25 protein-coding genes and 1 other annotated feature are annotated in these 25,411 nt (G+C 51.0%); of the genes, 24 read left to right on the top strand and 1 reads right to left on the bottom strand.

From position 1 onward, the window contains the following. Positions 1-20 precede the first annotated feature (20 nt). From mcsB to pssA, 5 genes are all read left to right on the top strand, one after another. The gene (gene mcsB / locus B9T62_RS28715) at positions 21-1,085 is read left to right on the top strand and encodes a protein-arginine kinase McsB (RefSeq protein WP_087918378.1); all 1,065 of its coding nucleotides are present in this window, start codon (positions 21-23) and stop codon (positions 1,083-1,085) included. A 36-nt stretch (positions 1,086-1,121) separates the two neighbouring features. Further along, entirely contained in the window at positions 1,122-3,590 is a 2,469-nt protein-coding gene (clpC, locus tag B9T62_RS28710) for an ATP-dependent protease ATP-binding subunit ClpC (protein WP_087918377.1), read from the top strand. Between the two features lie 268 nt (positions 3,591-3,858). Continuing rightward, positions 3,859-5,226 (top strand): DNA repair protein RadA, encoded by a 1,368-nt coding sequence (radA, locus tag B9T62_RS28705; protein WP_087918376.1) that lies wholly within the window; start codon positions 3,859-3,861, stop codon positions 5,224-5,226. Positions 5,227-5,239: 13 nt separating this feature from the next. Beyond that, on the top strand, positions 5,240-6,316 hold the full coding sequence (disA, locus tag B9T62_RS28700) for a DNA integrity scanning diadenylate cyclase DisA (protein ID WP_087918375.1): 1,077 nt from the start codon (positions 5,240-5,242) through the stop codon (positions 6,314-6,316). Between the two features lie 62 nt (positions 6,317-6,378). Then, positions 6,379-7,116 (top strand): CDP-diacylglycerol--serine O-phosphatidyltransferase, encoded by a 738-nt coding sequence (pssA, locus tag B9T62_RS28695; protein WP_087918374.1) that lies wholly within the window; start codon positions 6,379-6,381, stop codon positions 7,114-7,116. A gap of 173 nt (positions 7,117-7,289) precedes the next feature. Here pssA and B9T62_RS28690 read toward each other — a convergent pair whose 3' ends face one another. Beyond that, a complete protein-coding gene (locus B9T62_RS28690; RefSeq protein WP_087918373.1) occupies positions 7,290-7,685 on the bottom strand; it encodes a nucleoside triphosphate pyrophosphohydrolase family protein in 396 nt (131 codons plus the stop codon). A 213-nt stretch (positions 7,686-7,898) separates the two neighbouring features. On the opposite strand from B9T62_RS28690, the gene B9T62_RS28685 reads away from it, so the two are divergent. The 19 genes from B9T62_RS28685 (at position 7,899) to rpoB (ending at position 25,385) form a co-directional block, all read left to right on the top strand. Next, positions 7,899-8,987: a PIN/TRAM domain-containing protein gene (locus tag B9T62_RS28685; protein WP_087918372.1), complete on the top strand. Its 1,089-nt coding sequence runs from the start codon at positions 7,899-7,901 to the stop codon at positions 8,985-8,987. 98 nt (positions 8,988-9,085) lie between these two features. After that, positions 9,086-9,784 carry a 2-C-methyl-D-erythritol 4-phosphate cytidylyltransferase gene (gene ispD / locus B9T62_RS28680; RefSeq protein WP_087918371.1) on the top strand — a complete coding sequence of 233 codons (699 nt, stop codon included), beginning with the start codon at positions 9,086-9,088 and terminating at the stop codon, positions 9,782-9,784. Further along, on the top strand, positions 9,781-10,269 hold the full coding sequence (gene ispF / locus B9T62_RS28675; RefSeq protein WP_087918370.1) for a 2-C-methyl-D-erythritol 2,4-cyclodiphosphate synthase: 489 nt from the start codon (positions 9,781-9,783) through the stop codon (positions 10,267-10,269). The genes ispD and ispF overlap by 4 nt, the downstream gene beginning before the upstream one ends. A 49-nt stretch (positions 10,270-10,318) precedes the next feature. Next, a complete protein-coding gene (gene gltX / locus B9T62_RS28670; RefSeq protein WP_087918369.1) occupies positions 10,319-11,782 on the top strand; it encodes a glutamate--tRNA ligase in 1,464 nt (487 codons plus the stop codon). A 500-nt stretch (positions 11,783-12,282) separates the two neighbouring features. Then, on the top strand, positions 12,283-12,975 hold the full coding sequence (gene cysE, locus B9T62_RS28665; protein WP_087920463.1) for a serine O-acetyltransferase: 693 nt from the start codon (positions 12,283-12,285) through the stop codon (positions 12,973-12,975). A gap of 50 nt (positions 12,976-13,025) precedes the next feature. Beyond that, positions 13,026-14,432: a cysteine--tRNA ligase gene (gene cysS, locus B9T62_RS28660; protein ID WP_087918368.1), complete on the top strand. Its 1,407-nt coding sequence runs from the start codon at positions 13,026-13,028 to the stop codon at positions 14,430-14,432. Continuing rightward, positions 14,429-14,863, top strand: coding sequence for a Mini-ribonuclease 3 (locus B9T62_RS28655; RefSeq protein WP_087918367.1), 435 nt, complete (start codon positions 14,429-14,431; stop codon positions 14,861-14,863). The genes cysS and B9T62_RS28655 overlap by 4 nt, the downstream gene beginning before the upstream one ends. A 37-nt stretch (positions 14,864-14,900) precedes the next feature. After that, positions 14,901-15,665, top strand: a complete 765-nt coding sequence (gene rlmB, locus B9T62_RS28650) for a 23S rRNA (guanosine(2251)-2'-O)-methyltransferase RlmB (RefSeq protein WP_087918366.1) — start codon at positions 14,901-14,903, stop codon at positions 15,663-15,665. Then, on the top strand, positions 15,665-16,189 hold the full coding sequence (locus tag B9T62_RS28645; RefSeq protein ID WP_087918365.1) for an NYN domain-containing protein: 525 nt from the start codon (positions 15,665-15,667) through the stop codon (positions 16,187-16,189). The genes rlmB and B9T62_RS28645 overlap by 1 nt, the downstream gene beginning before the upstream one ends. Before the next feature lie 153 nt (positions 16,190-16,342). After that, the gene (sigH, locus tag B9T62_RS28640) at positions 16,343-16,987 is read left to right on the top strand and encodes an RNA polymerase sporulation sigma factor SigH (RefSeq protein WP_087918364.1); all 645 of its coding nucleotides are present in this window, start codon (positions 16,343-16,345) and stop codon (positions 16,985-16,987) included. Between the two features lie 322 nt (positions 16,988-17,309). Further along, complete coding sequence (gene rpmG, locus B9T62_RS28635; protein WP_076099620.1) at positions 17,310-17,459, top strand: 50S ribosomal protein L33; 150 nt, start codon at positions 17,310-17,312, stop codon at positions 17,457-17,459. Between the two features lie 20 nt (positions 17,460-17,479). Beyond that, on the top strand, positions 17,480-17,671 hold the full coding sequence (gene secE / locus B9T62_RS28630; RefSeq protein ID WP_019908206.1) for a preprotein translocase subunit SecE: 192 nt from the start codon (positions 17,480-17,482) through the stop codon (positions 17,669-17,671). Positions 17,672-17,692: 21 nt separating this feature from the next. After that, on the top strand, positions 17,693-18,226 hold the full coding sequence (gene nusG / locus B9T62_RS28625; RefSeq protein ID WP_087918363.1) for a transcription termination/antitermination protein NusG: 534 nt from the start codon (positions 17,693-17,695) through the stop codon (positions 18,224-18,226). A 75-nt stretch (positions 18,227-18,301) separates the two neighbouring features. Further along, positions 18,302-18,727, top strand: coding sequence for a 50S ribosomal protein L11 (gene rplK, locus B9T62_RS28620; protein ID WP_087918362.1), 426 nt, complete (start codon positions 18,302-18,304; stop codon positions 18,725-18,727). A gap of 82 nt (positions 18,728-18,809) precedes the next feature. Continuing rightward, positions 18,810-19,502 carry a 50S ribosomal protein L1 gene (gene rplA, locus B9T62_RS28615; protein WP_087918361.1) on the top strand — a complete coding sequence of 231 codons (693 nt, stop codon included), beginning with the start codon at positions 18,810-18,812 and terminating at the stop codon, positions 19,500-19,502. Positions 19,503-19,569: 67 nt separating this feature from the next. Continuing rightward, positions 19,570-19,723: a sequence feature (ribosomal protein L10 leader region), on the top strand. Between the two features lie 64 nt (positions 19,724-19,787). Continuing rightward, on the top strand, positions 19,788-20,291 hold the full coding sequence (gene rplJ / locus B9T62_RS28610) for a 50S ribosomal protein L10 (protein ID WP_087918360.1): 504 nt from the start codon (positions 19,788-19,790) through the stop codon (positions 20,289-20,291). A gap of 66 nt (positions 20,292-20,357) precedes the next feature. Further along, on the top strand, positions 20,358-20,717 hold the full coding sequence (gene rplL, locus B9T62_RS28605; protein WP_087918359.1) for a 50S ribosomal protein L7/L12: 360 nt from the start codon (positions 20,358-20,360) through the stop codon (positions 20,715-20,717). Positions 20,718-20,814: 97 nt separating this feature from the next. After that, on the top strand, positions 20,815-21,411 hold the full coding sequence (locus tag B9T62_RS28600) for a class I SAM-dependent methyltransferase (RefSeq protein WP_087918358.1): 597 nt from the start codon (positions 20,815-20,817) through the stop codon (positions 21,409-21,411). A 428-nt stretch (positions 21,412-21,839) separates the two neighbouring features. After that, entirely contained in the window at positions 21,840-25,385 is a 3,546-nt protein-coding gene (gene rpoB, locus B9T62_RS28595) for a DNA-directed RNA polymerase subunit beta (protein ID WP_087918357.1), read from the top strand. Positions 25,386-25,411: the final 26 nt, after the last annotated feature.

Genomic DNA, 25,411 nt, shown 5'->3' with positions numbered 1-25,411 from the left:
ATATATAAGGGGGATACGACATGTCAAGTCTCCGGTTTACCGAACAAGCCCTCAGCGATTGGATGCGTTCCGGCGGCAGCCACTGTGAAATTGTACTTAGCAGCCGGATGCGAATCGCCCGTAATTTGCAGCAGCTACCTTTTCCCATGCTGGCTTCCCATGCGCAGGCCGAAGAGGTGCTGAAGCAGCTGGCTCCCGTATTCAATAAGGGAACGGATACTGGATTTGGCGTTTTCGAACTGCTGAAGCTTGAAGATCTGGAGGAGCTGGACAAAAAGGTACTGGTCGAGAAGCATCTCATCAGTCCTAATCTGGCTAACGATTCACGCGGTGGTGCTGTGGTGCTGAATGATGATGAGTCCGTCAGCATTATGATCAATGAGGAGGACCACCTCCGCATCCAGTGTCTGTACCCGGGGCTGCAGGTCCGGGAAGCATGGCAACGCGCTACTGCAATTGATGACATCTTTGAGGCTGCAGTCAATTATGCTTTTGACGATAAGCGCGGTTATCTCACCAGCTGTCCCACCAATGTGGGCACAGGGCTGAGGGCATCCGTAATGGTTCATCTGCCGGCGCTGGTGATGACCCATCAGATCAACCGGATTCTGTCCGCTGTGAATCAGGTGGGGCTGACCGTTAGAGGAATTTACGGGGAAGGCAGCGAAGCAGTGGGGAATATCTTTCAGATTTCCAACCAGATTACGCTGGGCCAGACCGAGAGTGAGATTATCGAGAATCTGCATAGTGTAGTCACCCAGATCATTGAGCATGAACGCAATGCAAGAGAACGGCTGCTTTCCGATTCGGCCCTGCGGATTACCGACCGCGTGAAGCGCTCCTACGGAATATTGTCGTATGCGGCGCTGATGGAGCTGAAGGAGTCGGCACAGCGGCTGTCCGATGTAAGGCTGGGGGTAGACCTTGGCATTCTAGAGGGGCCATCGATTTCCGTGCTGAATGAACTGAATGTGAAGACACAGCCAGGATTTCTGCAGAAAATGTTCGGTGACGAGATGACAGCCACTGAACGCGATATGTACCGGGCAAAGCTGCTCCGGGAAACTTTGGGATCACAACATTAACTATAGATATCTATTATTCATGGAGGTGCAGGAGATATGATGTTTGGAAGATTTACGGAACGTGCACAGAAGGTGTTGGCACTGGCGCAGGAAGAAGCAGTTCGTCTAGGACACAACAATATCGGCACTGAACATATTTTGCTCGGACTTATTCGTGAAGGGGACGGCATTGCCGCCAAAGCTTTAATCGGTTTGGGACTGGGTCTGGAGAAGATTCAGGATGAAGTGGAAACACTGATCGGCAGAGGCCAGGAGCAGCCAACGAACATAGCGTATACTCCTCGCGCCAAAAAAGTCATCGAGCTGTCGATGGACGAAGCCCGCAAGCTGGGCCATACGTATGTCGGCACAGAGCACATCCTGCTTGGACTTATCCGTGAAGGTGAAGGGGTAGCGGCACGTGTGCTGAACAACCTCGGCATCAGCCTCAATAAGGCGCGCCAGCAGGTACTGCAGCTCCTGGGCAGCAGCGAGGCGGCTTCCAGCCACAGTGGTACACCGGCGAACGTCAGTACGCCAACGCTGGATGGACTGGCCCGCGATCTGACCGCTTATGCGAAGGACGGCAACCTGGACCCTGTTATTGGGCGCAGCAAGGAAATTGAGCGCGTAATTCAGGTGCTGAGCCGCCGGACGAAGAACAATCCGGTGCTGATCGGCGAACCCGGTGTAGGTAAAACGGCGATCGCCGAAGGACTTGCCCAGAAAATCATCAACAACGAGATCCCCGAGACGCTGCGCGATAAACGTGTAATGACTCTGGACATGGGTTCTGTTGTTGCCGGTACGAAATACCGTGGTGAATTCGAAGACCGTCTCAAGAAAATTATGGATGAGATTCGCCAGGCAGGAAATATTATTCTCTTCATCGATGAGCTGCACACCTTGATTGGTGCAGGCGGTGCGGAAGGCGCAATTGATGCCTCCAACATTCTAAAGCCCGCACTGGCCCGTGGAGAGCTGCAGTGCATCGGGGCAACAACCTTGGACGAATACCGCAAATACATCGAGAAAGACGCCGCGCTGGAGCGCCGCTTCCAGCCGATTACAGTGGATCAGCCTTCACCGGAGGAAGCCGTACAGATTCTCTTCGGTCTGCGTGACCGGTATGAAGCCCATCACCGTGTGAAGATTACGGATGAAGCGATCCATGAAGCTGTGAAGCTGTCGGATCGTTACATTCCTGACCGCTTCCTGCCGGACAAAGCGATCGATCTGATTGACGAAGCCGGCTCCAAGGTAAGATTGAATTCATATACGATTCCGCCCAACCTGAAGGAACTGGAAATGCGTCTGGATGATATCCGCAAGGAGAAGGATTCGGCTGTACAGAGCCAGGAATTCGAGAAGGCAGCGGCGCTGCGCGATACCGAGCAGAAGATCCGTGAGGAACTGGACACTACCAAGAACCAATGGAAAGAGAAGCAAGGCCGTACTGACTCCGAGGTTACGCCTGAGGATATCGCCCAGGTTGTAGCCAGCTGGACCGGCATTCCTGTCAGCAAGCTGAAGGAAGAGGAGACAGACCGACTGCTGAACATGGAATCCATTCTGCATGAACGCGTAATTGGCCAGGATGAGGCCGTCAAGGCTGTCAGCCGGGCGCTGCGCCGGGCACGTGCAGGACTAAAGGACCCGAAACGTCCGATGGGCTCCTTTATCTTCCTTGGTCCTACCGGTGTAGGTAAAACCGAGCTGGCCCGTGCGTTGGCAGAAGCGATGTTCGGCGATGAGAATGCCGTGATCCGGATTGATATGTCGGAATACATGGAGAAGCACTCCACGTCCCGTCTGGTCGGTGCGCCTCCGGGATATGTCGGCTATGAAGAAGGCGGACAATTGACCGAGAAGGTACGCCGCAAGCCATATTCCGTGGTGCTGCTGGACGAAATCGAGAAAGCCCACCCGGAAGTCTTCAACATTCTGCTGCAGGTGCTGGAAGACGGTCGTCTGACCGATTCGAAAGGCCGGGTAGTCGATTTCCGCAACACGCTGATCATTCTGACCTCCAATGTGGGTGCACAAGCGATCCGCAAGAACTCGACACTGGGCTTCACCGCTGTTCAGGATGCGGGTGCGGACTATGGCAATATGAAGGGCAAGGTTATGGAAGAGCTGAAGAAGAGCTTCCGCCCAGAGTTCCTTAACCGGATCGACGAGATCATTGTTTTCCACTCGCTGGATGAGAAGCATATTGCCGAGATCGTCACCTTAATGTCGGATGATCTGCGCAAACGGCTACGTGAGCATGATGTTGACTTCGTGCTTACTGATGAAGCCAAAGCGTTCCTGGCCAAAGAAGGCTATGACCCAGCCTTCGGTGCACGTCCGCTGCGCCGGGCCATTCAGAAGCATATTGAAGACCGTCTGTCTGAAGAATTGCTTAAAGGCAATATTCAGAAGGGCGACTCCCTGAATATCGACCAGGTTAACGGAGAGCTTGTGGTAACTAAGGTGGCTGCCCCAGACCCGGTATCTCTGGAAAAAGAAGTCGAAGCTGAATAAGCTTCACCAAGAAGAAACTTTATAGCGTAAAACCTATAAATTCTTATATTTTAAGATAAAAAGCTTCCGTTCCTTCATGTAGAGGAACGGAAGCTTTTTTTGTTCCATAGTGCGAAACAATGGTTATTTGCATTGCATTTCAGGTGCGTAAGTGTACGAACTGTAAATCCAGTTCTTAATGGCCTTTCGTAAAAGGGGCAGAAATGGTAAACTTTGATTAGGACAAAAATATCCGCAATTTTAGAAGTTCAGACAGTTAGGAGAGCACATGGCCAAACCTAAAACTAAATTTTTCTGCACGGAATGCGGGTACGAATCACCCAAATGGTTCGGCAAATGCCCGGGGTGCCAGGAATGGAACTCCATGGTGGAGGAAACGGAAAGCGTCGTCAAAACCCAGGGAATGAATGCCCCTATTTTTCATAGTAAAGAAAAGGCACAATCGATCATAAGTATAGAAAGTGACAAGGAGCCTCGCATCTTGACAGGCATCGGTGAGCTGAATCGGGTGCTCGGCGGAGGCATCGTGCCCGGATCGCTTGTGCTGGTGGGGGGAGATCCCGGAATCGGCAAGTCCACCCTGCTGCTGCAGACCTCCCACGCGCTAACCACTCAAGGGCTGAGGGTGCTCTATATCTCAGGCGAGGAATCCGTTAGGCAGACCAAGCTGCGTGCTGACCGTCTTGGGGCGTTGTCGGCAGAGCTGTATGTGCTGTGTGAGACCAATATGGAGAGCATCGAAGAAGCGATTGATCAGATCAAACCGCAATTCTTGGTCATTGACTCGATTCAGACGGTGTTTATGCCTGAGGTTACCAGTGCACCGGGCAGTGTGACACAGGTACGGGAATGTACAACAAGATTCATGCGGATTGCCAAGATCCGGGGGATCGCTACGGTACTGGTAGGGCATGTGACCAAGGAAGGCGCCATTGCCGGTCCTCGCATGCTGGAGCATATGGTTGACTGTGTACTATACTTTGAAGGTGAGCGGCATCATACGTACCGGCTGCTGCGGGCGGTGAAGAACCGCTTCGGCTCCACGAATGAAATCGGTATTTTCGAGATGGGAGAGCTGGGGCTTACCGAGGTGGAGAATCCTTCTGAGCTGTTCCTCTCGGAACGTCCGCTTGGTGTAGCCGGATCTGCAGTAGTTGCCAGTATGGAGGGGACCCGGCCGGTGCTGGTCGAGTTGCAGGCACTGATAGCCTCTACGCATTTCCCTTCACCCCGGCGGATGTGCACCGGGATGGATCACCAGCGGATGGCGCTTATTATCGCTGTACTGGAGAAACGGATGGGCATGTTTCTGCAGAATCAGGATGCTTACCTGAACGTGGCCGGAGGAGTGAAGCTGGATGAGCCTGCGATTGATCTGGCGGTAGCCGTCAGTATCGCCTCCAGCTTTCGTGATATATCGACTAAACCCTACGATGTTTTTTTCGGTGAAGTAGGGCTTACGGGCGAAGTGAGGGGCGTCTCACGCGCAGAGACGCGCGTCAAGGAAGCCGCGAAGCTTGGCTTTCGGCGTGTAATTATGCCGGAGAAGAGTATGAAAGGCTGGAAACATCCGCAGGATATCCAGATCATTGGCGTCAGTACCGTAGCAGATGCACTATCGGTCGCGTTAGATTAGGGGGCACATACAGATGAAGGAATATAACCAATTAGAGAATATGAATGATCTGCTCAGGCTGGCGGCACCGGGAACCCCGTTCCGCGAAGGGTTGGAGAATGTGCTGCGGGCCAAGACCGGAGCGCTGATCGTAGTTGGATACAGTCCTGAAGTGATGGAAGTTGTCGATGGCGGTTTCTCCATTAACTGCGATTTTTCGCCCAATTATTTATATGAGCTGGCCAAGATGGACGGGGCAATTATTCTGAGTGAGGATCTGAAGCGTATCCTGTACGCCAATACGCAGCTGATTCCCGACTCCTCCATCTCCTCCATTGAGACAGGCATTCGCCACCGGACAGCGGAACGTGTAGCGAAGCAGACCGGCAAGCTGGTGGTCTCCATCTCCCAGCGGCGCAACATCATTACCTTGTACCAGGGCTCGATCCGTTATGCGCTTAAGGAGATCGGCGCCATCTTGGCGAAGGCCAACCAGGCCATTCAGACGCTCGAGAAGTACAAGGCCGTGCTCAATCAGGGCCTGACCAATCTTTCTGCCTCCGAATATGAGGGAATTGTAACGGTGGCTGAGGTGGTTGGTGTTATCCAGCGGGTGGAAATGGTGCTGCGCATTAAGATGGAAATTAAACGCTATATCAACGAACTGGGCAATGAAGGACGCTTGATCAGCATGCAGATGGAAGAACTGGTGGGAAACACCGAGGAAGAAGCGTGGCTTCTGTACAGAGACTATGCAAGAGAAGAGCAAGAGGACAAGATCCGCGAAATTATCGCCGGTCTCAAGCGGGCAAGCGATGATGAATTAATGGACGATAATCATATTGCCCGCCTGCTGGGCCATTCTTCAACGGCGGTTGCTTCCGAAGAGATCGTAACTCCGCGCGGCTACCGGTTATTGAACAAAATTCCACGGCTCCCCAATGTAATCATTCACAATTTGGTGGAGCGTTTCGAAAGGCTGCCTAACCTGATGACAGCAAGCATTGCTGAGCTGGATGAGGTGGACGGAATCGGGGAGGTGCGTGCCCGCAACATTCAGGATGGACTGAAGCGCCTGCAGAAGCAAGTTCTTATTGACAGACAAATGTAAATAACATACAATCACGTAATGTTGAGCAGGAAGATTTAAAGTAAGAATACAGAGGTGAAGAAATGATACAAAAATCAATTCCGAGTCTTTTTACCATTGGTAACCTGATACTTGGAATGTTTGCGATCATGATGGCATTTGACGGGAAGCTTAGCATGGCTGCTATCATGGTGATCATTGCGATGCTGCTTGATGGTCTGGATGGCCGGGTAGCGCGTGCCCTGAAATGCGAAAGTGAATTTGGTAAGGAATTGGATTCATTGTCGGATGTAGTATCCTTTGGGGTAGCGCCGGCGGTGATTATGTATATAACCAGTCTGCAGGATTTGAATTCTGCACTGGGCTGGACAGTAACTGCAATCTTCCCGGTGTTCGGAGCGCTTCGGCTGGCCCGCTTTAATGTACGCCCTGGAATTCCCGGCTATTTCGTCGGATTGCCTATTCCTGCTGCCGGTGGCGTGCTTGCCACATTAGCTCTGTTCCATAAGGATGTTTCCGCTCCGTTTATGATTGTAGCTACACTGCTCTTATCCTACCTGATGGTCAGCACGGTTAAATATCCTAATTTCAAGAAGATCGGTTTGCCCAAAAAAGCAGTTGTAGGCACACCGCTCGTTATCGTGGTTGCTGTCGCTGTTGCCGTAGTCTTTCCGGAGCAGATCGCCAAGCTGATCTTCGTCTTGCTTGCCTTGTATGCCTTATATGGCTTCAGGCAGAATGTTGCCCGGCTGTCGGCACGCCGCCGCCACCGCCGCAGAAGACGATCGGAGGATAAGGTATATCACTCCAAGAACGGTTAAATATGAAGATTAACATAATAAGGCTATGTCGCCCCGAGGGCAGCATAGCCTTATTTAAAATAAAAGAATTTATATGCTGCACGCCATAAATTATCCTTCTATTTCTCGCTGAAACGTCGCCGTCCTTTAAAAAGGACGGCGACGTTTCCACTTGTGTTTGCCTAATGAAGAGATCAGGAGAGATTAAATAAGCCGAGCGTGGCGCATTTCTGTGATTCCTTCACAACAATCTCGTCCATATTGATGTCAAGCAGATTGCAGAGAGCAGACATGTAGAACAATTCACGGCCCAGTTCGGAGCCGATCACTTCACGGCAATTCTCACACAGCTGTCCTTCCACATGAGTGCCGGCAAGCTCTTTGGCCTGTTCCATGCCAAGAGCGGGTTCAAATACCTGCTTGGTGGCGTGCAGCTGAATGCAGCCGCATTCGGTAATCGCTTTGACGACTGCCCGGTTGACGGATGCGCTGCTCTGGCCGTTTTTGGAGATGACGTCCAGAAGACTACGGTGACGGAGCAGCAGTTCGGAGACTTGATCCTGGAAGGCCTGTAAACTTGGTGCGCTCATTTTCCATTCACCCCTGACTTCGTAATTGAATTCATTATATCTACCGCTTTGCCTTTTTTCAACCAGGAATAGGGGGCCTGAAGCCCTTTTACTCCTACTGTGGAGCCAAGTTCCAAAAAAAAATTTTGTACCCCGATTACCATCGAGAAAATTGGAACATACTGGTGAGGAAACCATCGTTTTCTGGATGAATAAAAGGAGGTGCACGCGGTTATGTGGAGAAAAATCATCTTGTCTTTCGCTTCAGTTTGTGGAGCTTGGTCAGGATATTCGCTTTATCATGCGGCAGAAAGAGGCTTCCCTCAGGGGATGGAGAAGCTGGGGAAGGAGCTGCCTGTGGAAGGAAGCCTTTTGTTTATGGTGCTGGGTGCCATTATTTTTTTGTTAGCAGGAACTTTGTGTGCAGACTGGGTAGGGGCCAAGCTGAAGGAGGCTGTCCTGTTCTGCTCACGCATTCCGATGAATGAACTGGCTGCAGGTGCTGCCGGTCTGACGGGTGGGCTGCTGCTGTCCCTGCTGCTGTATCCGGCCACGGTCTGGCTGGGCAAGGCAGGGCAGCTGCTGCAGGTGATCGCTACACTGGCGTTCGGGTATATGGGGCTGCGTATTGGGCTGGAGAAAAAAGCAGAGCTGGCTTCGTTATGGACCACGGGACGCTGGGGACAATCGGCGGAGCCGGAAGGGCGCGGCCTGGAGGAGCATAAAATTCTCGATACGAGCGTGATTATCGATGGCCGGATTGCTGATATCTGCAAGACAGGGTTCATTGAAGGCACGATTGTGATTCCTGAATTTGTGCTGGAGGAGCTGCAGCATATTGCCGATTCCTCAGATCTGCTGAAGCGCAACCGTGGACGGCGCGGCCTGGATATTCTCAACAAGATCCAGAAAGAGCTGGATGTGAAGGTATTGATCTACGAAGGCGATTTCGAGGAAATCTCCGAGGTAGACAGCAAGCTGGTGAAGCTGGCCAAGGTGCTGAGAGGGAAAGTGGTCACCAACGATTTCAATCTGAACAAGGTCTGTGAGCTGCAGGGAGTATCGGTGCTTAATATTAATGACCTGGCGAATGCGGTGAAACCGGTCGTGCTGCCCGGAGAAGAGATCATTGTACAGGTGATCAAGGACGGCAAGGAACATGGACAAGGTGTGGCCTATCTGGATGACGGAACGATGATTGTGGTGGAGGGTGGACGTGAGTACATCGGCACTACAATGGAGGTTCTGGTCACCAGTGTGCTGCAGACCTCTGCCGGACGGATGATCTTTGCCAAGCCGAAGCTGCTGGAAAGAGCGCAATAATAGGCGAGTGCACGGGACCGCTTCAGGCTGTATGGGTTGGAAAAGCCCGCCAAACACGTTATGATGGAGATATACGTGAAAGGGCGGGAGTCTGAGCAATGTCAAACAGTGTAGGCGCCGTAATTGTGGCGGCAGGCAGAGGGACAAGAATGGGAACGGCAGAGAGCAAGCAATATCTGCTGCTGCAGGGCAAACCGATTATCGTGCATACGCTGGAGGTGTTTCAGCAGCACCCGCTGATCTCCGAACTGGTGCTGGTCACCGGAGAGGACGATATCCCGCGCTGCCGGGAGTGGGTGCAGACCTTCGGTTTGGACAAGGTCAAGGCCATTATCTGCGGAGGCGCGGAGCGTCAGCATTCGGTTCATAAAGGACTGATGCAGCTTAAGTCAGAGTGGGTAATGGTGCATGACGGGGTCCGGCCTTTCGTGAAGCCTCAGGAGATCGTGGCTTGTTATGAAGCAGCGCGCCGCACCGGAGCTTCGGTGCTTGCCGTGCCGGTGAAGGATACGATCAAGCAGGTGGACAATACGGGACAAGTGTTATCTACGCCGGATCGGCGAAGTCTGTGGGCGATTCAAACCCCGCAGACTTTTCGTCTGTCCGCTCTCGTTGCCGCTTATGAGGCAGCGGAGCAGGACGGGTTTCTTGGCACCGATGACTCCAGTCTGGCGGAGCGAGCCGGTATTGCCGTTTCTGTGGTGGAGGGAAGCTATGGAAACATCAAGATTACCACGCCGGAGGATCTCGATTTTGCCGAGTTTACAGAAAGAAACAGGGGAGAGAGACAAATATGATTGCTGTAGGTCAAGGGTTTGATGTGCATCAACTGGTAGAAGGCAGGCCATGTATTATTGGCGGAGTAACGATTCCATATGAAAAAGGCTTGCTGGGGCACTCCGATGCCGACGTGCTGCTGCATGCAGTGAGCGATGCCATTCTGGGCGCACTGGGACTGGGCGATATCGGCAGGCATTTTCCCGATACCGATCAGGCCTTCAAGGATGCAGACAGCCTGGAGCTGCTGCGGCAGGTATGGGCTATGGCCAAGGAGCGCGGGTATAAGCTGGGCAACATAGATTCAACGATCATTGCCCAGAAGCCGAAGATGGCTCCGTATATTCCGCAGATGACCGAGATTATTGCCCGTGTGCTTGAAGCGGAGCCTTCCAAGGTGAACGTAAAGGCTACGACTACAGAGCAGCTTGGTTTCGCCGGGCGGGGCGAGGGAATTGCGGCACAATCTATTGTCTGTCTGCTCCAAAATGTGGTATCATCGTGAGATGGCTTAACCAGCACTCTATCTAATTATATGAAGCGGAGGGAATGAAATGGCGGATGAAGTCCGGGTGCGTTATGCACCGAGCCCTACGGGACATTTACATATCGGAAACGCCAGAACGGCGTTGTTCAACTATCTGTTCACCCGCAATCAAGGCGGCAAATTCATTATCCGGATTGAAGATACAGACGTGAAGCGCAATATCGCCGGCGGCGAGGAAAGCCAGCTTAAATTCTTGAAATGGCTGGGCATGGATTGGGATGAAAGTGTGGATGTGGGCGGAGAATACGGCCCTTACCGCCAGACTGAACGTCTGGACCTGTATCGTGTCCAGTGGCAGGATCTGCTGGACCGTGGACTGGCTTACCGCTGCTACTGTACAGAAGAAGAGCTGGAAGCAGAACGCGAAGAGCAGACCGCACGCGGCGAAACACCGCGGTATTCCGGCAAACACCGGGGTCTGACCGATGAGCAGCGCCAGGCTTTTGAAGCAGAAGGGCGTATTGCCAGCATCCGTTTCCGGGTGCCAGAAGACCGCACATTTACGTTCGAGGATATTGTTAAGGGCAGCATTTCTTTTGACACGACTGAAATGGGCGATTTCGTCATTGTGAAGAAGGATGGAATTCCGACCTATAATTTTGCGGTAGCTGTCGACGATCATCTAATGGAGATTAGCCATGTGCTGCGCGGAGAAGACCATATCTCCAATACACCGCGCCAGCTGATGATCTATGAAGCTCTGGGCTGGGAAGCTCCACTGTTCGGCCATATGACATTGATCGTCGGCGAGAACCACAAGAAGCTCAGCAAACGTGACGAATCAGTCATCCAGTTTATCGAGCAATATGATGAGCTGGGATACCTGCCGGAGGCTATGGTCAATTTCATCTCCTTGCTGGGCTGGTCCCCGGAAGGCGAAGAAGAGATCTTCAGCAAGGAAGAGTTGATTTCCATCTTCACTGCTGACCGTCTGTCCAAAAGCCCTGCGGTATTCGATAAGCACAAGCTGGCGCATCTGAACAATCATTACATCAAGCATGCTGAGCCGCAGCGGATTGCAGCGCTGGCCATCCCTCATCTGCAGAAGGCTGGAAGATTGCCGGCCGAGCTGTCACCAGAGCAGCAGGAATGGGCTGCAAGTCTGGTCGCTCTGTACCAGGAACAGATGACGGCTGCTTCGGATATAGTAGAACTGTCAGAGCTGTTCTTCCGCAGCCATCTGGAGCTGGACACAGAAGCGGCACAGATTCTGGCCGAAAGCCAGGTGTCCGAGGTGCTGTCCGCGTTCCAGCATAAGATTGAGAACTGCGAGGATTTCAGTTCGGCGAATATGGCCGTACTGATCAAGGAAGTTCAGAAGGAAACCGGACACAAGGGCAAAGCGCTGTTTATGCCGATCCGTGTCGCCTTGACGGGCCAGACCCATGGCCGTGACCTGAATGTCACGATTGCTCTGCTGGGACGCAGCCGCGTAATTGAACGCTTGAAATCACAGATCAAAGGAGCCTAGGCGGGAGATTCCGCGGCGGCAGCCTCTTGTCAGACAATAAGCTTGTGCGCTAAGATATAAGAATATTACAATAGCTGTGATCAGGAAAAGTACGTGCATAAAGACAATGAACAGAGAGAATAACCGCGGGAAGGGTCTTCCTTCCCGGGCTGAGAGTTATTCCATTGTCCGGGACGGAACATGCACCTGTGAGCTGCACGGTTGAGCGGCCTTTCAAGTATGAAGGCGCCGTTAGGCCGCGCCGGGAACGTCGCCGTTACTGACGCCAAGTGGGGCGGAAGCACCGTTGCCGATGTTTAGCCGGCAGCTCGGGAGCTAACGTCCAAGCAGAGTGGGACCGCGGTTAAACGTCTCTGCAGCTTTATGCTGCAGGGGCGTTTTTTGTGTACAGCGTCAAGCAATCCTGAACCATACTCCGAGGCTGCCCTGGGCTGGAGTCACTATCTTGCTCTGCGTACCTGATAACAGGAGGCAGGGGAGTCATGAAGAGGGGAACCGTGATGTTTAAGCATATCAAATCGGATATCCAGGCTGTATTTGATAACGATCCTGCTGCCCGCAGCAGATTTGAGGTAGTCTTCACGTATGCCGGGCTGCACGCCATTTGGGGACACCGGATTGCCCACTTTTTATTCAAGCACCGCTGGTTTACACTGGCCCGGGTCGTCTCCCAGATCAGCAGATTTATGACCGGAGTGGAGATTCACCCCGGAGCTACCATCGGGAGTAGGCTGTTTATCGATCATGGGATGGGGATTGTCATTGGCGAAACCTGTCAGATTGGTGATGATGTGATTATATATCAGGGAGTGACTCTGGGGGGAACAGGCAAGGAGAAGGGGAAACGCCATCCCACAGTGGGGAACAATGTAGTCATTGGCTCGGGTGCGAAGGTGCTTGGATCGTTTCGCATCGGGGATAATTCAAATATAGGCTCCAATGCTGTAGTTCTGCGCGAAGTTCCGAATAACAGCACCGTAGTCGGCAATCCCGGCCGGGTCGTCAAGCGCAATGGGGAGCGGGTTTCCGACCGGCTCGATCATACTCAGATGCCCGATCCGCTCGTTGATTCCCTGCGCTTCCTGCAGAAGGAAATCGAGGAAATTAGGGAGAAGCTGGGTGCGGAAGATAAGCAGAAGACAGAACAGCGGCGGCTGGAGAGCCAGCAGTATATTGGGGATTATGAAATATAACTTACCGGTACTCAGAGATTCCGGCATCGATGAAAGGGTTGGGAAGAAGAATGGCTATACAGATCTATAACACAATGACGCGCAGTAAGGAGTTGTTTGTACCCCTGGAAGCAGGCAAAGTGAAACTGTACGTCTGCGGTCCGACCGTATATGGCTATATGCATATCGGCAATGCCAGACCCATTATCGTCTTCGATATGGTTCGTGCCTATCTGGAGCAGCTTGGCAATGAGGTGAATTACGTCACCAATTTCACCGATGTGGACGATAAGCTGATTCGCAAAGCGGAGGAAATGAAGCTAAGCGTAGCCGAGGTATCCGAGCTGTTCATCAATGCATACTTCGACGATATTCAAGGGCTTGGCGTGAAGCCTGCGACCCATAACCCCCGTGTAACGGAAAGTATGGATCTGATTATCGGATTCATCAAGGAGCTTGAGGATAAGGGGTATGCCTATGCCAATGGCGGAGATGTATTCTACCGTACGGCTAAATTCTCCGGTTACGGCAAGCTGTCGCGCCAGAATCTGGAGGAGCTGCAATTCGGAATCCGTGTGGAAGTGGATGCGCGCAAAGAGAAGCCTGAGGATTTCGTGTTATGGAAAGCAGCCAAGCCGGGTGAAGTCTTCTGGAGCAGCCCTTGGGGCGACGGTCGGCCGGGCTGGCATATCGAATGCTCGGCCATGGTGCGTGAGCTGCTGGGGGACACCATTGATATTCATGGCGGCGGCCAGGACCTCACCTTTCCCCATCACGAATGCGAATGCGCCCAGACTGAAGCGCTGACCGGCAAGGCGTTGTCCAATTACTGGATGCATAACGGGTTTATTAATTTCAACGATGAGAAAATGTCGAAATCACTCGGAAACGGGTTCTTGGTGAAGGATGTCCGGGAGCAATTCAAAGCCGGTACCATCCGTTATTTCATGCTCTCCACCCATTACCGCAACCCGCTGAACTATAATCCGGATTCAATGACCTCTGCCGAGAAGAGCGTGGAGCGGATCGCGCTGGCCGTGAGCAACGTGAAGCATCGTCTGGAGCTTGCGGCAGACATAGCGGCGGATGAAGTGAATCCTCAGCTTCAAGAGCAACTGGCTGCCATTGTCTCAGGCTACCATGCCAGAATGCAGGATGACTTCAATACGCCGGATGCTATTACTGCTGTGTTTGACTGGGTTACCCTCGCTAACCAGACCTTGTCGCGCAGTGAAGTTAGTGCCGCGGATCTGACTGCTTTGACGGAAGCTTTTGCAGAGATGAACGCTGTCCTGCGTCTGATTCCCGAAGCCCAGGATGAAGTGGCGGGAGAAGAGGTGGAACGTCTGATCGCCGAACGGACGGAAGCCCGCAAGAGCAAGAACTGGGGACGTTCCGACGAGATCCGCGATGAACTGAACCGGATGGGCATTGTTCTGGAGGATACGCCTCAGGGAATGCGGTGGCGGCGTAAATGAGCGATCAACTTCAGAACGGATTTGGCTGGTTCCCTTATGAGCCCTCCAAAGCTCCGCGGCTGCTCTCCCCTATAGTGCTTGCTTATATCGGAGATGCTATATACGAGGTGGCGGTGCGGCAGTACCTGATCTCGCTGCCCAATCTGCGGCCCAACCATCTGCACCGCACGGCAACCGGACTGGTGTCCGCCAAAGCACAGAGCACGATTCTCGCCTTCCTTGAGCCTTCGCTAACGGATGCTGAGAAGGATATCGCACGCCAGGGGCGCAATGCCAAATCCGGTTCGGTGCCCAAAAACGCGGATGTGCTGGAATACCGCCATGCCACTGCTTTTGAGTGCCTGATCGGCCATTTGTATTATACCGGACAGCAGGAGCGAATCCGCGAGCTTATTGAGAACAGCATTCAATATATGATGAACCGGTCCTGACAAGGCCAGGAATGAATAGAGAAGAGGAGGCGTAAGCATGGAAGAGGATTTGAAGACAGAAGAGGAAATATTGGCTGGAAAGCACTCTGTGCTTGAAGCGCTTCGCGCCGGCCGCACCTTGAACAAGATATGGATCGCCGAGACGGCGCAAAAACATCTCACCGCCCCCATCGTCGCCGAAGCGCGCAAGGTAGGAATCGTAATCCAGCATGTGGACAAGCGCAAGCTGGATCAGCTGGCACCGGGAATTCAGCATCAGGGCGTTGTTGCGCAAGCAGCTCCGTTCGCCTATGCCGAGGTCTCCGATCTGCTGGCAGCGGCAGAAGCCAAGGGCGAGCCGCCCTTCCTGATTCTGCTGGACGAGATTGAAGATCCGCATAACCTCGGCTCCATTCTGCGCACCGCAGATTGTACGGGCGTACATGGGGTGATTGTTCCGAAACGGCGCTCTGCTCAGATTACCGCCACCGTCTCCAAAACCTCGGCCGGCGCAGTAGAGTATGTTCCTGTCGCAAGAGTTACCAATCTGGGCCAGACAATAGACCGTTTGAAGGAGCTGGGCGTTTGGGTAGTAGGCACCGATGTAGATACGGACCAGAATCTGTTTGGATCCGATATCTTCACGGGCCCTGTGGCAGTCGTTATCGGCAATGAGAACAAAGGCATGGGCCGGCTGATCCGCGAGAAATGCGATGTGCTGCTGAAGCTGCCAATGGCCGGAAGAATCAATTCGCTTAATGCCTCGGTTGCTGCCGGAGTGATCATGTACGAGGTGCTGCGACGCCGGCAACAGCAGGGATAATGAGGGCCGATTGGCGTGATGTGATGCTTGTGGATGGTTATAATATAATCGGCGGCTGGCCGGAGCTGGCGGCGCTGTCGCTCAGCGGGATGCAGGAAGCACGCGACCGGCTGCTGGATTTGCTCGCCGATTATCAGGCCTTTTCAGGCCGGCGGGTGATCGCCGTGTTTGATGCATACCGTGTTCCCGGACTGGGCCGTTCATTCGTCCAAGGCAAGGTGCAGGTCTTTTTCACTAAGGAAAAAGAAACGGCCGACGAATGCATCGAACGGCTGGTTGGAGAATTCAGCCACCGCCGCCGTCAAATTTATGTGGCCACCAGCGATTCCATTGAGCAGCATGTCATTTTTGCTAAAGGGGCTCTGCGGTATTCAGCCAGAGAATTGCGCCTTGAGGTCGAAGAGAACCAGAAGCAGGTCAAGAAAGCTATTGATCCCCGCAGTGGAGGCTCCTCACGGCATTCGCTGGAGGATAAACTTCCGCCGGATGTCCGCGATGAGCTGGAGAAATGGCGCAGGCAGTAGAAAGTTAAGAAATACGAACGATATTCCATATTATGTTATTGATGATTTTTTTTGGACGATTTACGGTTGACGGTGTAAGGTAACATAATATATACTGTTCCTATATTTCACGAAGTGACGATGTGTCAAGCGTTGCAGCCGGGGGGATTCTTGGTGAGTGTCGACCTCAAGGAATTAATGCTATCCGAGTATGATTTCATAAGCGATGAAGATATTGTCGAGGTTTTCCGTGGTGGCGACAGTGGCGCATTGGAACATTTGATCAACAAGTACCGTAATTTCGTCCGGGCCAAGGCTCGCTCTTATTTTCTAATTGGGGCGGACCGTGAAGATATTGTGCAGGAAGGCATGATTGGTCTGTATAAGGCTATACGTGACTTCAAGGGCGATAAGCTTTCTTCTTTCAAGGCTTTTGCCGAACTCTGTATTACGCGTCAGATCATAACCGCTATCAAGACGGCAACCCGTCAGAAGCATATCCCGCTCAACTCCTACGTCTCTTTGGACAAGCCCATTTATGATGAGGATTCCGACCGGACGCTAATGGATGTGATCTGTGGAACTCAGGTGCTTGATCCTGAAGAACTGATCATTAATCAGGAGGAGTTTAGTGGTCTTGAAGACAAGATGGCTGAAATTCTAAGCGATCTGGAACGCAAGGTGCTTATGCTCTATCTGGACGGGCGCTCCTATCAGGAGATTGCCGAGGATCTGAAGCGACATGTGAAGTCGATCGACAATGCGCTGCAGCGGGTGAAACGGAAACTCGAAAGATATCTGGAAGTGCGTGACAATTGATGGTATACTGTTACTTGAAAGGCTCGGACTTCGAGTCTTTTTTTAGTGCTTGCTTAGAGCAGGTTTATACACTGTCGTATTACCCCATAATGAATAAGGCAAGCAGCAAAGTGCGGGGATTGGACAGCCTCAGCGTCAAAGGATGGACACAAGACTACGCAATGCGGATACACCCCATGTAGCAGGCAATTCTTTCGTTGACACAGCCATTAGCAGTATGCTAAAGTGTTTTAGGTAGGCCTAAATTCGCGGCTTTTTTTAGGATCAATATTTGCGTCTTCTGATTTTAGAATTGGAAGGACGTCATCGGGAGGTGCACAGCATGCGGGTAATTATCACTTTGGCTTGTACAAGTTGCAAACAACGGAACTATGCGACAACCAAAAACAAGCGAAATCACCCCGACCGCATGGAGATGAAGAAATTTTGCAAGTACTGTAACTCGCAAACTCCTCATCGCGAAACCAGATAGTCTTTGGAGGTGTAGTCGGCGTGAAACGTAGTTTTAAGTCTTTGTTTTCCTTTTTCACTGAGAGCTGGAGTGAACTCAAAAAAGTTCGCTGGCCTAGTCGTAAAGAACTTAAGAACTACACTTTAATCGTTCTCGGTACAATTGTAGTTATTGCTCTGTACTTCTGGGTTCTGGACATCGGCATTTCCGCTGTGATCGAAAGGATTATTTAGAGAGGTCCCAGGTGGCTTGATATGGAAAAAAGATGGTACGTCGTTCATACCTATTCCGGGTATGAGAATAAGGTCAAAGCCAATTTGGAAAAACGCGTTGAGTCCATGGGCATGGAAGACAAAATATTCCGCGTTCTTGTTCCTATGGAAGAAGAAATCGTAACCAAAGACGGCAAGAAAAAAACCGTCATGCGTAAAGTTTACCCCGGATATGTTTTGGTGGAAATGGTCCAGACGGACGATTCCTGGTATGTTGTCCGCAATACGCCGGGCGTTACCGGATTCGTTGGTTCGACAGGCTCCGGGTCCAAGCCTACCGCTTTGCTTCCGGAAGAGGTAGAACAAATTCTGAAGCATATGGGTATGGTTGAACCTAAAGCTGTTATTGATTTCGAAATCAAGGAATCTGTACGTATTATGGTTGGTCCCTTTGCGAATTTTGTGGGCTCCGTGGAAGAAATTTTGGCGGACAAGAGCAAGATCAAGGTACATGTTAACATGTTTGGACGGGAAACCCCGCTGGAGTTGGATTTTACTCAAGTGGAAAAAATATAACAATGGTTAGGGTTTCTTGTGGGAGAGCGCCAAAAGGCGTTCGAAGACCACTATTGACGCAAGGAGGTGTCACTCATGGCTAAAAAAGTTATCAAAATGGTGAAACTGCAGATTTCTGCAGGGAAAGCGAATCCAGCCCCTCCAGTAGGTCCGGCATTGGGCCAAGCAGGTGTCAACATCATGGCATTCTGTAAGGAATTTAATGCTCGTACTGCTGATCAGGCAGGTCTGATCATTCCAGTTGAAATCACAGTGTTTGAAGACCGTTCGTTTACCTTCATCACCAAAACTCCTCCGGCTGCCGTTCTGCTTCGCATCGCTGCTAAAGTAGAAAAAGGATCCGGTGAACCAAACAAGAAAAAAGTAGCAAAACTCGGCCGCGCTGCGGTTCGTGAAATTGCTGAGCAAAAAATGCCCGATCTTAACGCTGCAACTGTTGAAGCTGCAATGCTGATGATCGAAGGTACTGCCCGCAGTATGGGTATCACAATCGAAGACTAGTATTGTCTTTCGAGCAACCGGTCGATCATGACCGCAATATGTGGGAGGAATTTCCGCTAACACCACAAAGGAGGAACATTTCATGGCAAAACATGGTAAGAAATACCAAGAAGCTGCCAAGCTGATCAACAGCGAAGCGACTTACGAGCCAGCTGAAGCCGTTGAGCTTGTGAAAAAAGCAGCGACTGCTAAATTCGACGAAACCATTGAAGCAGCAGTGCGTCTGGGCGTAGACCCGCGTAAACAAGACCAAGCTGTTCGTGGTGTTGTTGTCCTGCCTCACGGCACAGGCAAAACACAACGTGTGCTTGTATTTGCAAAAGGTGAAAAAGCTAAGGAAGCGGAAGCTGCCGGCGCGGATTTTGTAGGCGATCAGGATATGATCAACAAAATTCAACAGGGCTGGTTTGATTTCGATGTCTGCGTAGCTACACCTGATATGATGAGTGAAGTAGGTAAACTGGGTCGTCTGCTTGGTGGTAAAGGTCTGATGCCTAACCCTAAAGCCGGAACAGTTACATTCGATGTTTCCAAGGCTGTGCAAGAAATCAAAGCCGGTAAGATCGAATACCGCCTGGACAAGGCGGGACAAATTCACGCGCCAATCGGCAAAGTGTCTTTCAACGCTGAACAGTTGAACGAGAACCTTAAATCCCTGATCGACGCTCTGAACCGTGCGAAACCAGCTTCTGCTAAAGGTGTATACCTGAAGAGCATCGCTATTTCGTCCACTATGGGTCCTAGCGCTCGTGTAAACACAACCGTCTTCAGATAATTGGGGGTTGACTCTATGAGTCATCTTTGATAATCTATAACAGTTGTGAAGATGAAGGTTATCTTCTTGAACTTGAATATGCTTACCGTAGACAGTAGGTGCCGTAGGGCTTAATTTCCTACCGAGGTGTTGTGATAGAAACAAGAAATGCCGGGCGTTGCCTGTGTAATTTTCGTTTTATCAAGCCTTCGTGATTCTGCGGAGGCTTTTCTAATGCCTGCGTAGGTACGGTGTACTTTCTCTGGAAGAGATGCCGTCACATAAATTTTCAGGAGGTGTATACAATTGGCAAATGCAAATGTAATCCAAGCTAAACAGGATGCAGTTGATGTCGTAACTGGCAAGCTGCAAGGCAGTATTACTACTGTAGTTGCGGACTATCGTGGTTTGAACGTAGCCCAGGTGACTGAACTGCGCAAGCAGCTTCGTGAAGCTGGCGTTGACTTTCAGGTCCTGAAGAACACACTGCTTCGCCGCGCAACTGCGGCAGCCGAGCTTACTGAGCTTGATGCAGTTCTGACTGGTCCAACAGCAGTAGCATTCAGCGAAACGGATGCGGTAATCGCAGCCAAAATCCTTAATGATTTCGCCAAGAAAAACGAAGCTTTGAAACTTAAAGGCGGCGTTGTGGAAGGTCGTGTCATTGACGCGGACCAACTGAAAGCATTGGCAGAGCTTCCATCCCGCGATGGTTTGCTGTCCATGCTGCTTAGCGTGCTTCAAGCACCAATGCGCAACTTCGCGCTTGCAGTTAAAGCTGTTGCAGAGAAAGAAGAACAAAGCGCGTAAGCCTTTGGCTCTGACAGCATAATCAACAACACAAACTAAATTTAAATATAAAATGGAGGTTCTATCATGAGCAAAGAAGCAATCTTGGAAGCAATTAAAGGCATGAGCGTATTGGAACTGAACGACCTGGTAAAAGCAATCGAAGAAGAATTCGGCGTAACTGCAGCAGCTCCAGTAGCTGCCGGCGGTGCTGTAGCAGCCGTTGAAGAAGAGCAAAGCGAATTTGACGTAATTTTGACAGGCGCTGGCGCTTCCAAAATCAACGTTATCAAAACCGTTCGCGAAATCACTGGTCTTGGTTTGAAAGAAGCTAAGGATCTGGTAGACAACGCACCAAAAGCAATCAAAGAAAAAGTGAGCAAAGAAGAAGCCGACGCTACCAAAGAAAAATTGGAAGCAGCAGGCGCAGCTGTAGAAGTGAAGTAATTCCTTCTATAACTGATAAACCCCTTGAACTTGTTCAAGGGGTTTATTGTGTAATATAGGATGAGAATTATCAAAAGAACGGAAAGGGAGAATAGAGATGTCGCAGCATTACTACTCACAGCAGCCGGAGGCACGTCATGACAGACGTACCATTCATACCGTTTTGAGGGGCCGGAAATTTCAATTCACCAGTGACGCCGGAGTGTTCTCCAAAGGCGATATCGATTATGGCAGTAGAGCTTTAATTGAAACGATGGAGATCCCGGAAGGTGCGGCAGTTCTTGATGTAGGTTGTGGTTATGGTCCTATCGGACTCAGCGCAGCGCATTTGGCTCCAAAGGGGCATGTGACCATGCTTGATATCAATAGCCGTGCTGTAGAACTGGCCCGTGAGAATGCCCAGCAGAATGGAATCCGGAATGTGACGGTAATGGAAAGCGATGTGCTCGGCGCATTGAAGGAACAGACCTTTGATGTGATTCTCACCAACCCGCCCATCCGTGCCGGCAAGGCTGTGGTGCATCAGATTTTTGAAGAGGCCTATCAGCATTTGAATGAGGGTGGTTCGCTGTGGATTGTGATTCAGAAGAAGCAGGGGGCTCCTTCAGCAGTTGCGAAGCTGGAAAGCTTGTTCCCGGTTGTAGAAGAAAAGGGGAAAGACAAGGGCTATCGGATTATCAAAGCACAGAAATAAAAATATAATAATTTCATTGACATGCGAAATTGATAGTGGTATTATTATAAAATGTCAGTATTAAGCTAGGCTCCATGTCTTTAGTTTGCTGAAAAGTCAAGTGATATATTGTCGCCCGGCAAGCGCATGCTAAAGCGGCTCGTTTGTGCCAAGTGCTTCTTGTACGATGCGGGAGTAAGTGCTGCATGGTCTAATGAATATCAGTGCATAAACTGGTGCTTGCTGACGTATAATATGTACGTTTTGGGCAAATCTACTGGATAAGGAGTATTTTGGTCATGGATAAATGCGCTCTTTATTCGAAGACTTCGATAAGGGCTTTTCTTTTATTTATGACTGAATCCATTGGATCATGGTTCCATTATACGGGTCCAAACAAGGGTTCGCAATCAATTTTTAAAGTGAGTAGACATGAGGGGTGAGTAAAGTTGGCAGGACATCTTGTTCAGTATGGTCGACGCACTCGGCGGAGCTATGCGAGAATTAACGAGGTACTCGAGGTCCCGAACCTGATCGAGATCCAACAAAAATCTTATGATTGGTTTTTGGAGGAAGGATTGCGGGAAATGTTTCAGGACATCTCGCCGATCCAGGATTTCACAGGTAATTTGGTACTAGAGTTCATTGATTACAGCCTGGGTGAACCGAAATATACGGTTGACGACGCTAAAGAGCGGGACGTAACGTATGCGGCTCCTCTGCGTGTAAAGGTGCGGCTCATCAATAAGGAGACCGGTGAGGTCAAAGAGCAGGAAGTGTTCATGGGAGATTTCCCGCTGATGACGGAAACCGGCACTTTTATCATCAATGGTGCGGAACGGGTTATTGTCAGCCAGTTGGTTCGCTCTCCAAGCGTCTATTTCAGCACAAAAGTGGATAAGAACGGCAAAAAAACCTACACCGCCACTGTAATCCCGAACCGCGGAGCCTGGCTGGAACTGGAGACGGACGCCAAGGACATCATGTATGTCCGCATCGACCGTACCCGCAAAATTCCGGTTACTGTGCTTCTGCGCGCACTTGGTTTCGGTAGTGATGCCGAAATTCTGGAATTGCTTGGCAATGATGAATATATTCGCAATACGCTGGATAAAGACAATACGGACTCCACGGAGAAAGCTCTGATTGAAATTTATGAGCGCCTGCGTCCGGGCGAACCGCCGACATTAGACAATGCCAAAAGCTTGCTGGTCGCGCGTTTCTTTGACCCAAAACGTTATGATCTGGCCAATGTAGGCCGTTACAAAATCAATAAAAAGCTGCACATTAAGAATCGCTTGTTCAACCAACGCCTGGCACAGCCGCTGGTTGATGAATCCACTGGTGAAATACTGGCGGAATCGGGCCAAATGGTGGATCGCCGCTTGCTCGATGAGTTGATTCCTTACTTCGAGAAGAATGTTGCAGCTAAGAGCTACCGTGTCAACGGTGGAGTTATGGACAGTGACGACATTCCATTGCAAACCATTGACGTGTTCTCGCCAATTGAGGAAGGCCGTGTAATCAAGCTGATCGCCAATGGCAACATTGACAAGTCGGTCAAGCATATTACCCAAGCTGATATTATATCCTCAATCAGCTACTTTATTAATCTGCTGCATGGTATCGGCAACACGGACGATATCGACCATTTGGGTAACCGCCGCCTGCGTTCCGTGGGTGAGCTTCTGCAGAACCAGTTCCGTATCGGGTTGTCCCGTATGGAGCGTGTAGTGCGGGAGAGAATGTCGATTCAGGATGCCAACGCGATTACACCGCAGGCCCTGATTAATATTCGTCCGGTTATAGCATCGATTAAAGAGTTCTTCGGCAGTTCACAGCTGTCACAATTTATGGATCAGACCAACCCGCTTGCCGAACTGACGCATAAACGCCGTCTGTCTGCTCTCGGACCCGGTGGTCTGACCCGTGAACGTGCAGGCTTTGAGGTTCGCGACGTCCATCACAGTCACTATGGCCGGATGTGTCCAATCGAAACGCCGGAGGGTCCGAACATCGGGCTGATCAACTCCTTGTCCACCTTCGCCCGTATCAATGAGTATGGCTTCATCGAAGCGCCGTACCGTTGGGTGGATCCTAAGACAGGTAAGGTAACCGAGCATATCGATTATCTGACTGCCGATGAAGAAGATAACTATGTAGTTGCACAGGCGAACGTACTGCTTCAAGAAGACGGCTCGTTCCAGGAAGACATGGTTATCGTCCGTTATAACAAAGATTCGGATAATATCACAACGATGCCAAGTAATCGCGTTGATTACATGGACGTATCGCCTAAACAGGTTGTATCGGTCGCTACGGCGCTCATTCCGTTCCTGGAGAACGATGACTCCAACCGCGCACTGATGGGATCGAACATGCAGCGTCAGGCCGTTCCATTGCTTATTCCTAAGGCGCCGCTCGTAGGCACAGGGATGGAGCACAAATCTGCCAAAGACTCGGGCGTATGTATTGTTTCCAAATTCGACGGTATTATCGAGCGTTCTTCGGCCAATGAAATCTGGCTGCGCCGCGTCGAGGCTGTTGAAGGTAAGGAAGTCAAAGGTGATATTGTTAAATATAAATTACACAAATTTATGCGTTCGAACCAAGGGACTTGTATTAACCAGCGTCCACTGGCCAAAAGAGGCGACATTGTAAAGGCGGGTGACATTCTTGCGGATGGTCCTTCCACAGAAATGGGCGAACTTGCTCTGGGCCGCAACGTAGTTGTTGCGTTCATGACGTGGGAAGGCTACAACTATGAGGATGCGATCCTACTGAGTGAGAAGCTGGTCAAAGAGGATGTATATACTTCGATCCACATCGAGGAATACGAATCGGAAGCCCGTGACACGAAGCTGGGACCTGAAGAGATTACACGCGACATTCCGAACGTTGGGGAAGAAGCGCTTCGCAATCTGGACGAACGCGGTATTATCCGCATTGGTGCCGAGATCAGTGCCGGAGACATCCTGGTAGGTAAGGTTACGCCTAAGGGTGTTACCGAGCTTACTGCTGAAGAGCGTCTGCTGCATGCAATCTTTGGTGAGAAGGCTCGTGAAGTCCGTGATACTTCTCTGCGTGTACCTCACGGTAGTGACGGTATTATCGTTGACGTTAAAGTGTTCACCCGTGAGAATGGCGATGAGCTGCCTCCTGGTGTGAATCAGCTGGTGCGTGTCTATATTGCCCAGAAGCGTAAAATTTCTGAAGGCGATAAAATGGCCGGACGTCACGGTAACAAGGGTGTCGTAGCACGTATTCTGCCAGAAGAGGATATGCCATTCCTTCCGGACGGTACTCCTGTACAGGTAGTACTTAACCCGCTGGGCGTTCCTTCCCGTATGAACATCGGACAGGTGTTGGAAGTTCATATTGGTATGGCTGCTATGCGTCTGGGTATTCATATCGCTACGCCGGTATTCGACGGAGCGCGTGAGTATGACGTGTTCGACACCATGGAAGAAGCAGGCATGCAGCGCAATGGTAAGACCATTCTGTACGACGGCCGCACAGGCGAGCGCTTTGAGCGTGAAGTTACTGTAGGCGTCATGCATATGATCAAGCTGGCGCACATGGTTGATGATAAGATTCATGCCCGTTCCACAGGACCATACTCTCTCGTTACGCAGCAGCCTCTGGGTGGTAAAGCCCAGTTCGGTGGACAGCGCTTCGGGGAGATGGAAGTATGGGCGCTTGAAGCCTACGGTGCTGCTTATACACTGCAGGAGATCTTGACGGTCAAATCTGATGACGTGGTTGGACGCGTGAAGACGTATGAATCCATTGTCAAAGGTGAGAATGTACCGGAACCGGGTGTTCCAGAATCGTTCAAGGTATTGATCAAGGAGCTGCAGTCACTGGGGATGGATGTCAAAATCCTGAGCGGTGATGAGCAGGAGATCGAGATGAAGGAATTGGACGATGAGGATGAGACGGCAGGCGACAAGCTGAGCCTCAATTTGGAAGGCTCGGAAGTTGGCGTAGACTAAATCAGGAACTGAACAGTTCCAGCTAT

This window comes from Paenibacillus donghaensis, from assembly GCF_002192415.1.
Lineage (GTDB): Bacteria > Bacillota > Bacilli > Paenibacillales > Paenibacillaceae > Paenibacillus_AQ > Paenibacillus_AQ donghaensis.
The sequence above is the reverse complement of the archived record's forward strand: the minus strand, read 5'-3'. Positions and strand labels throughout refer to the sequence as shown.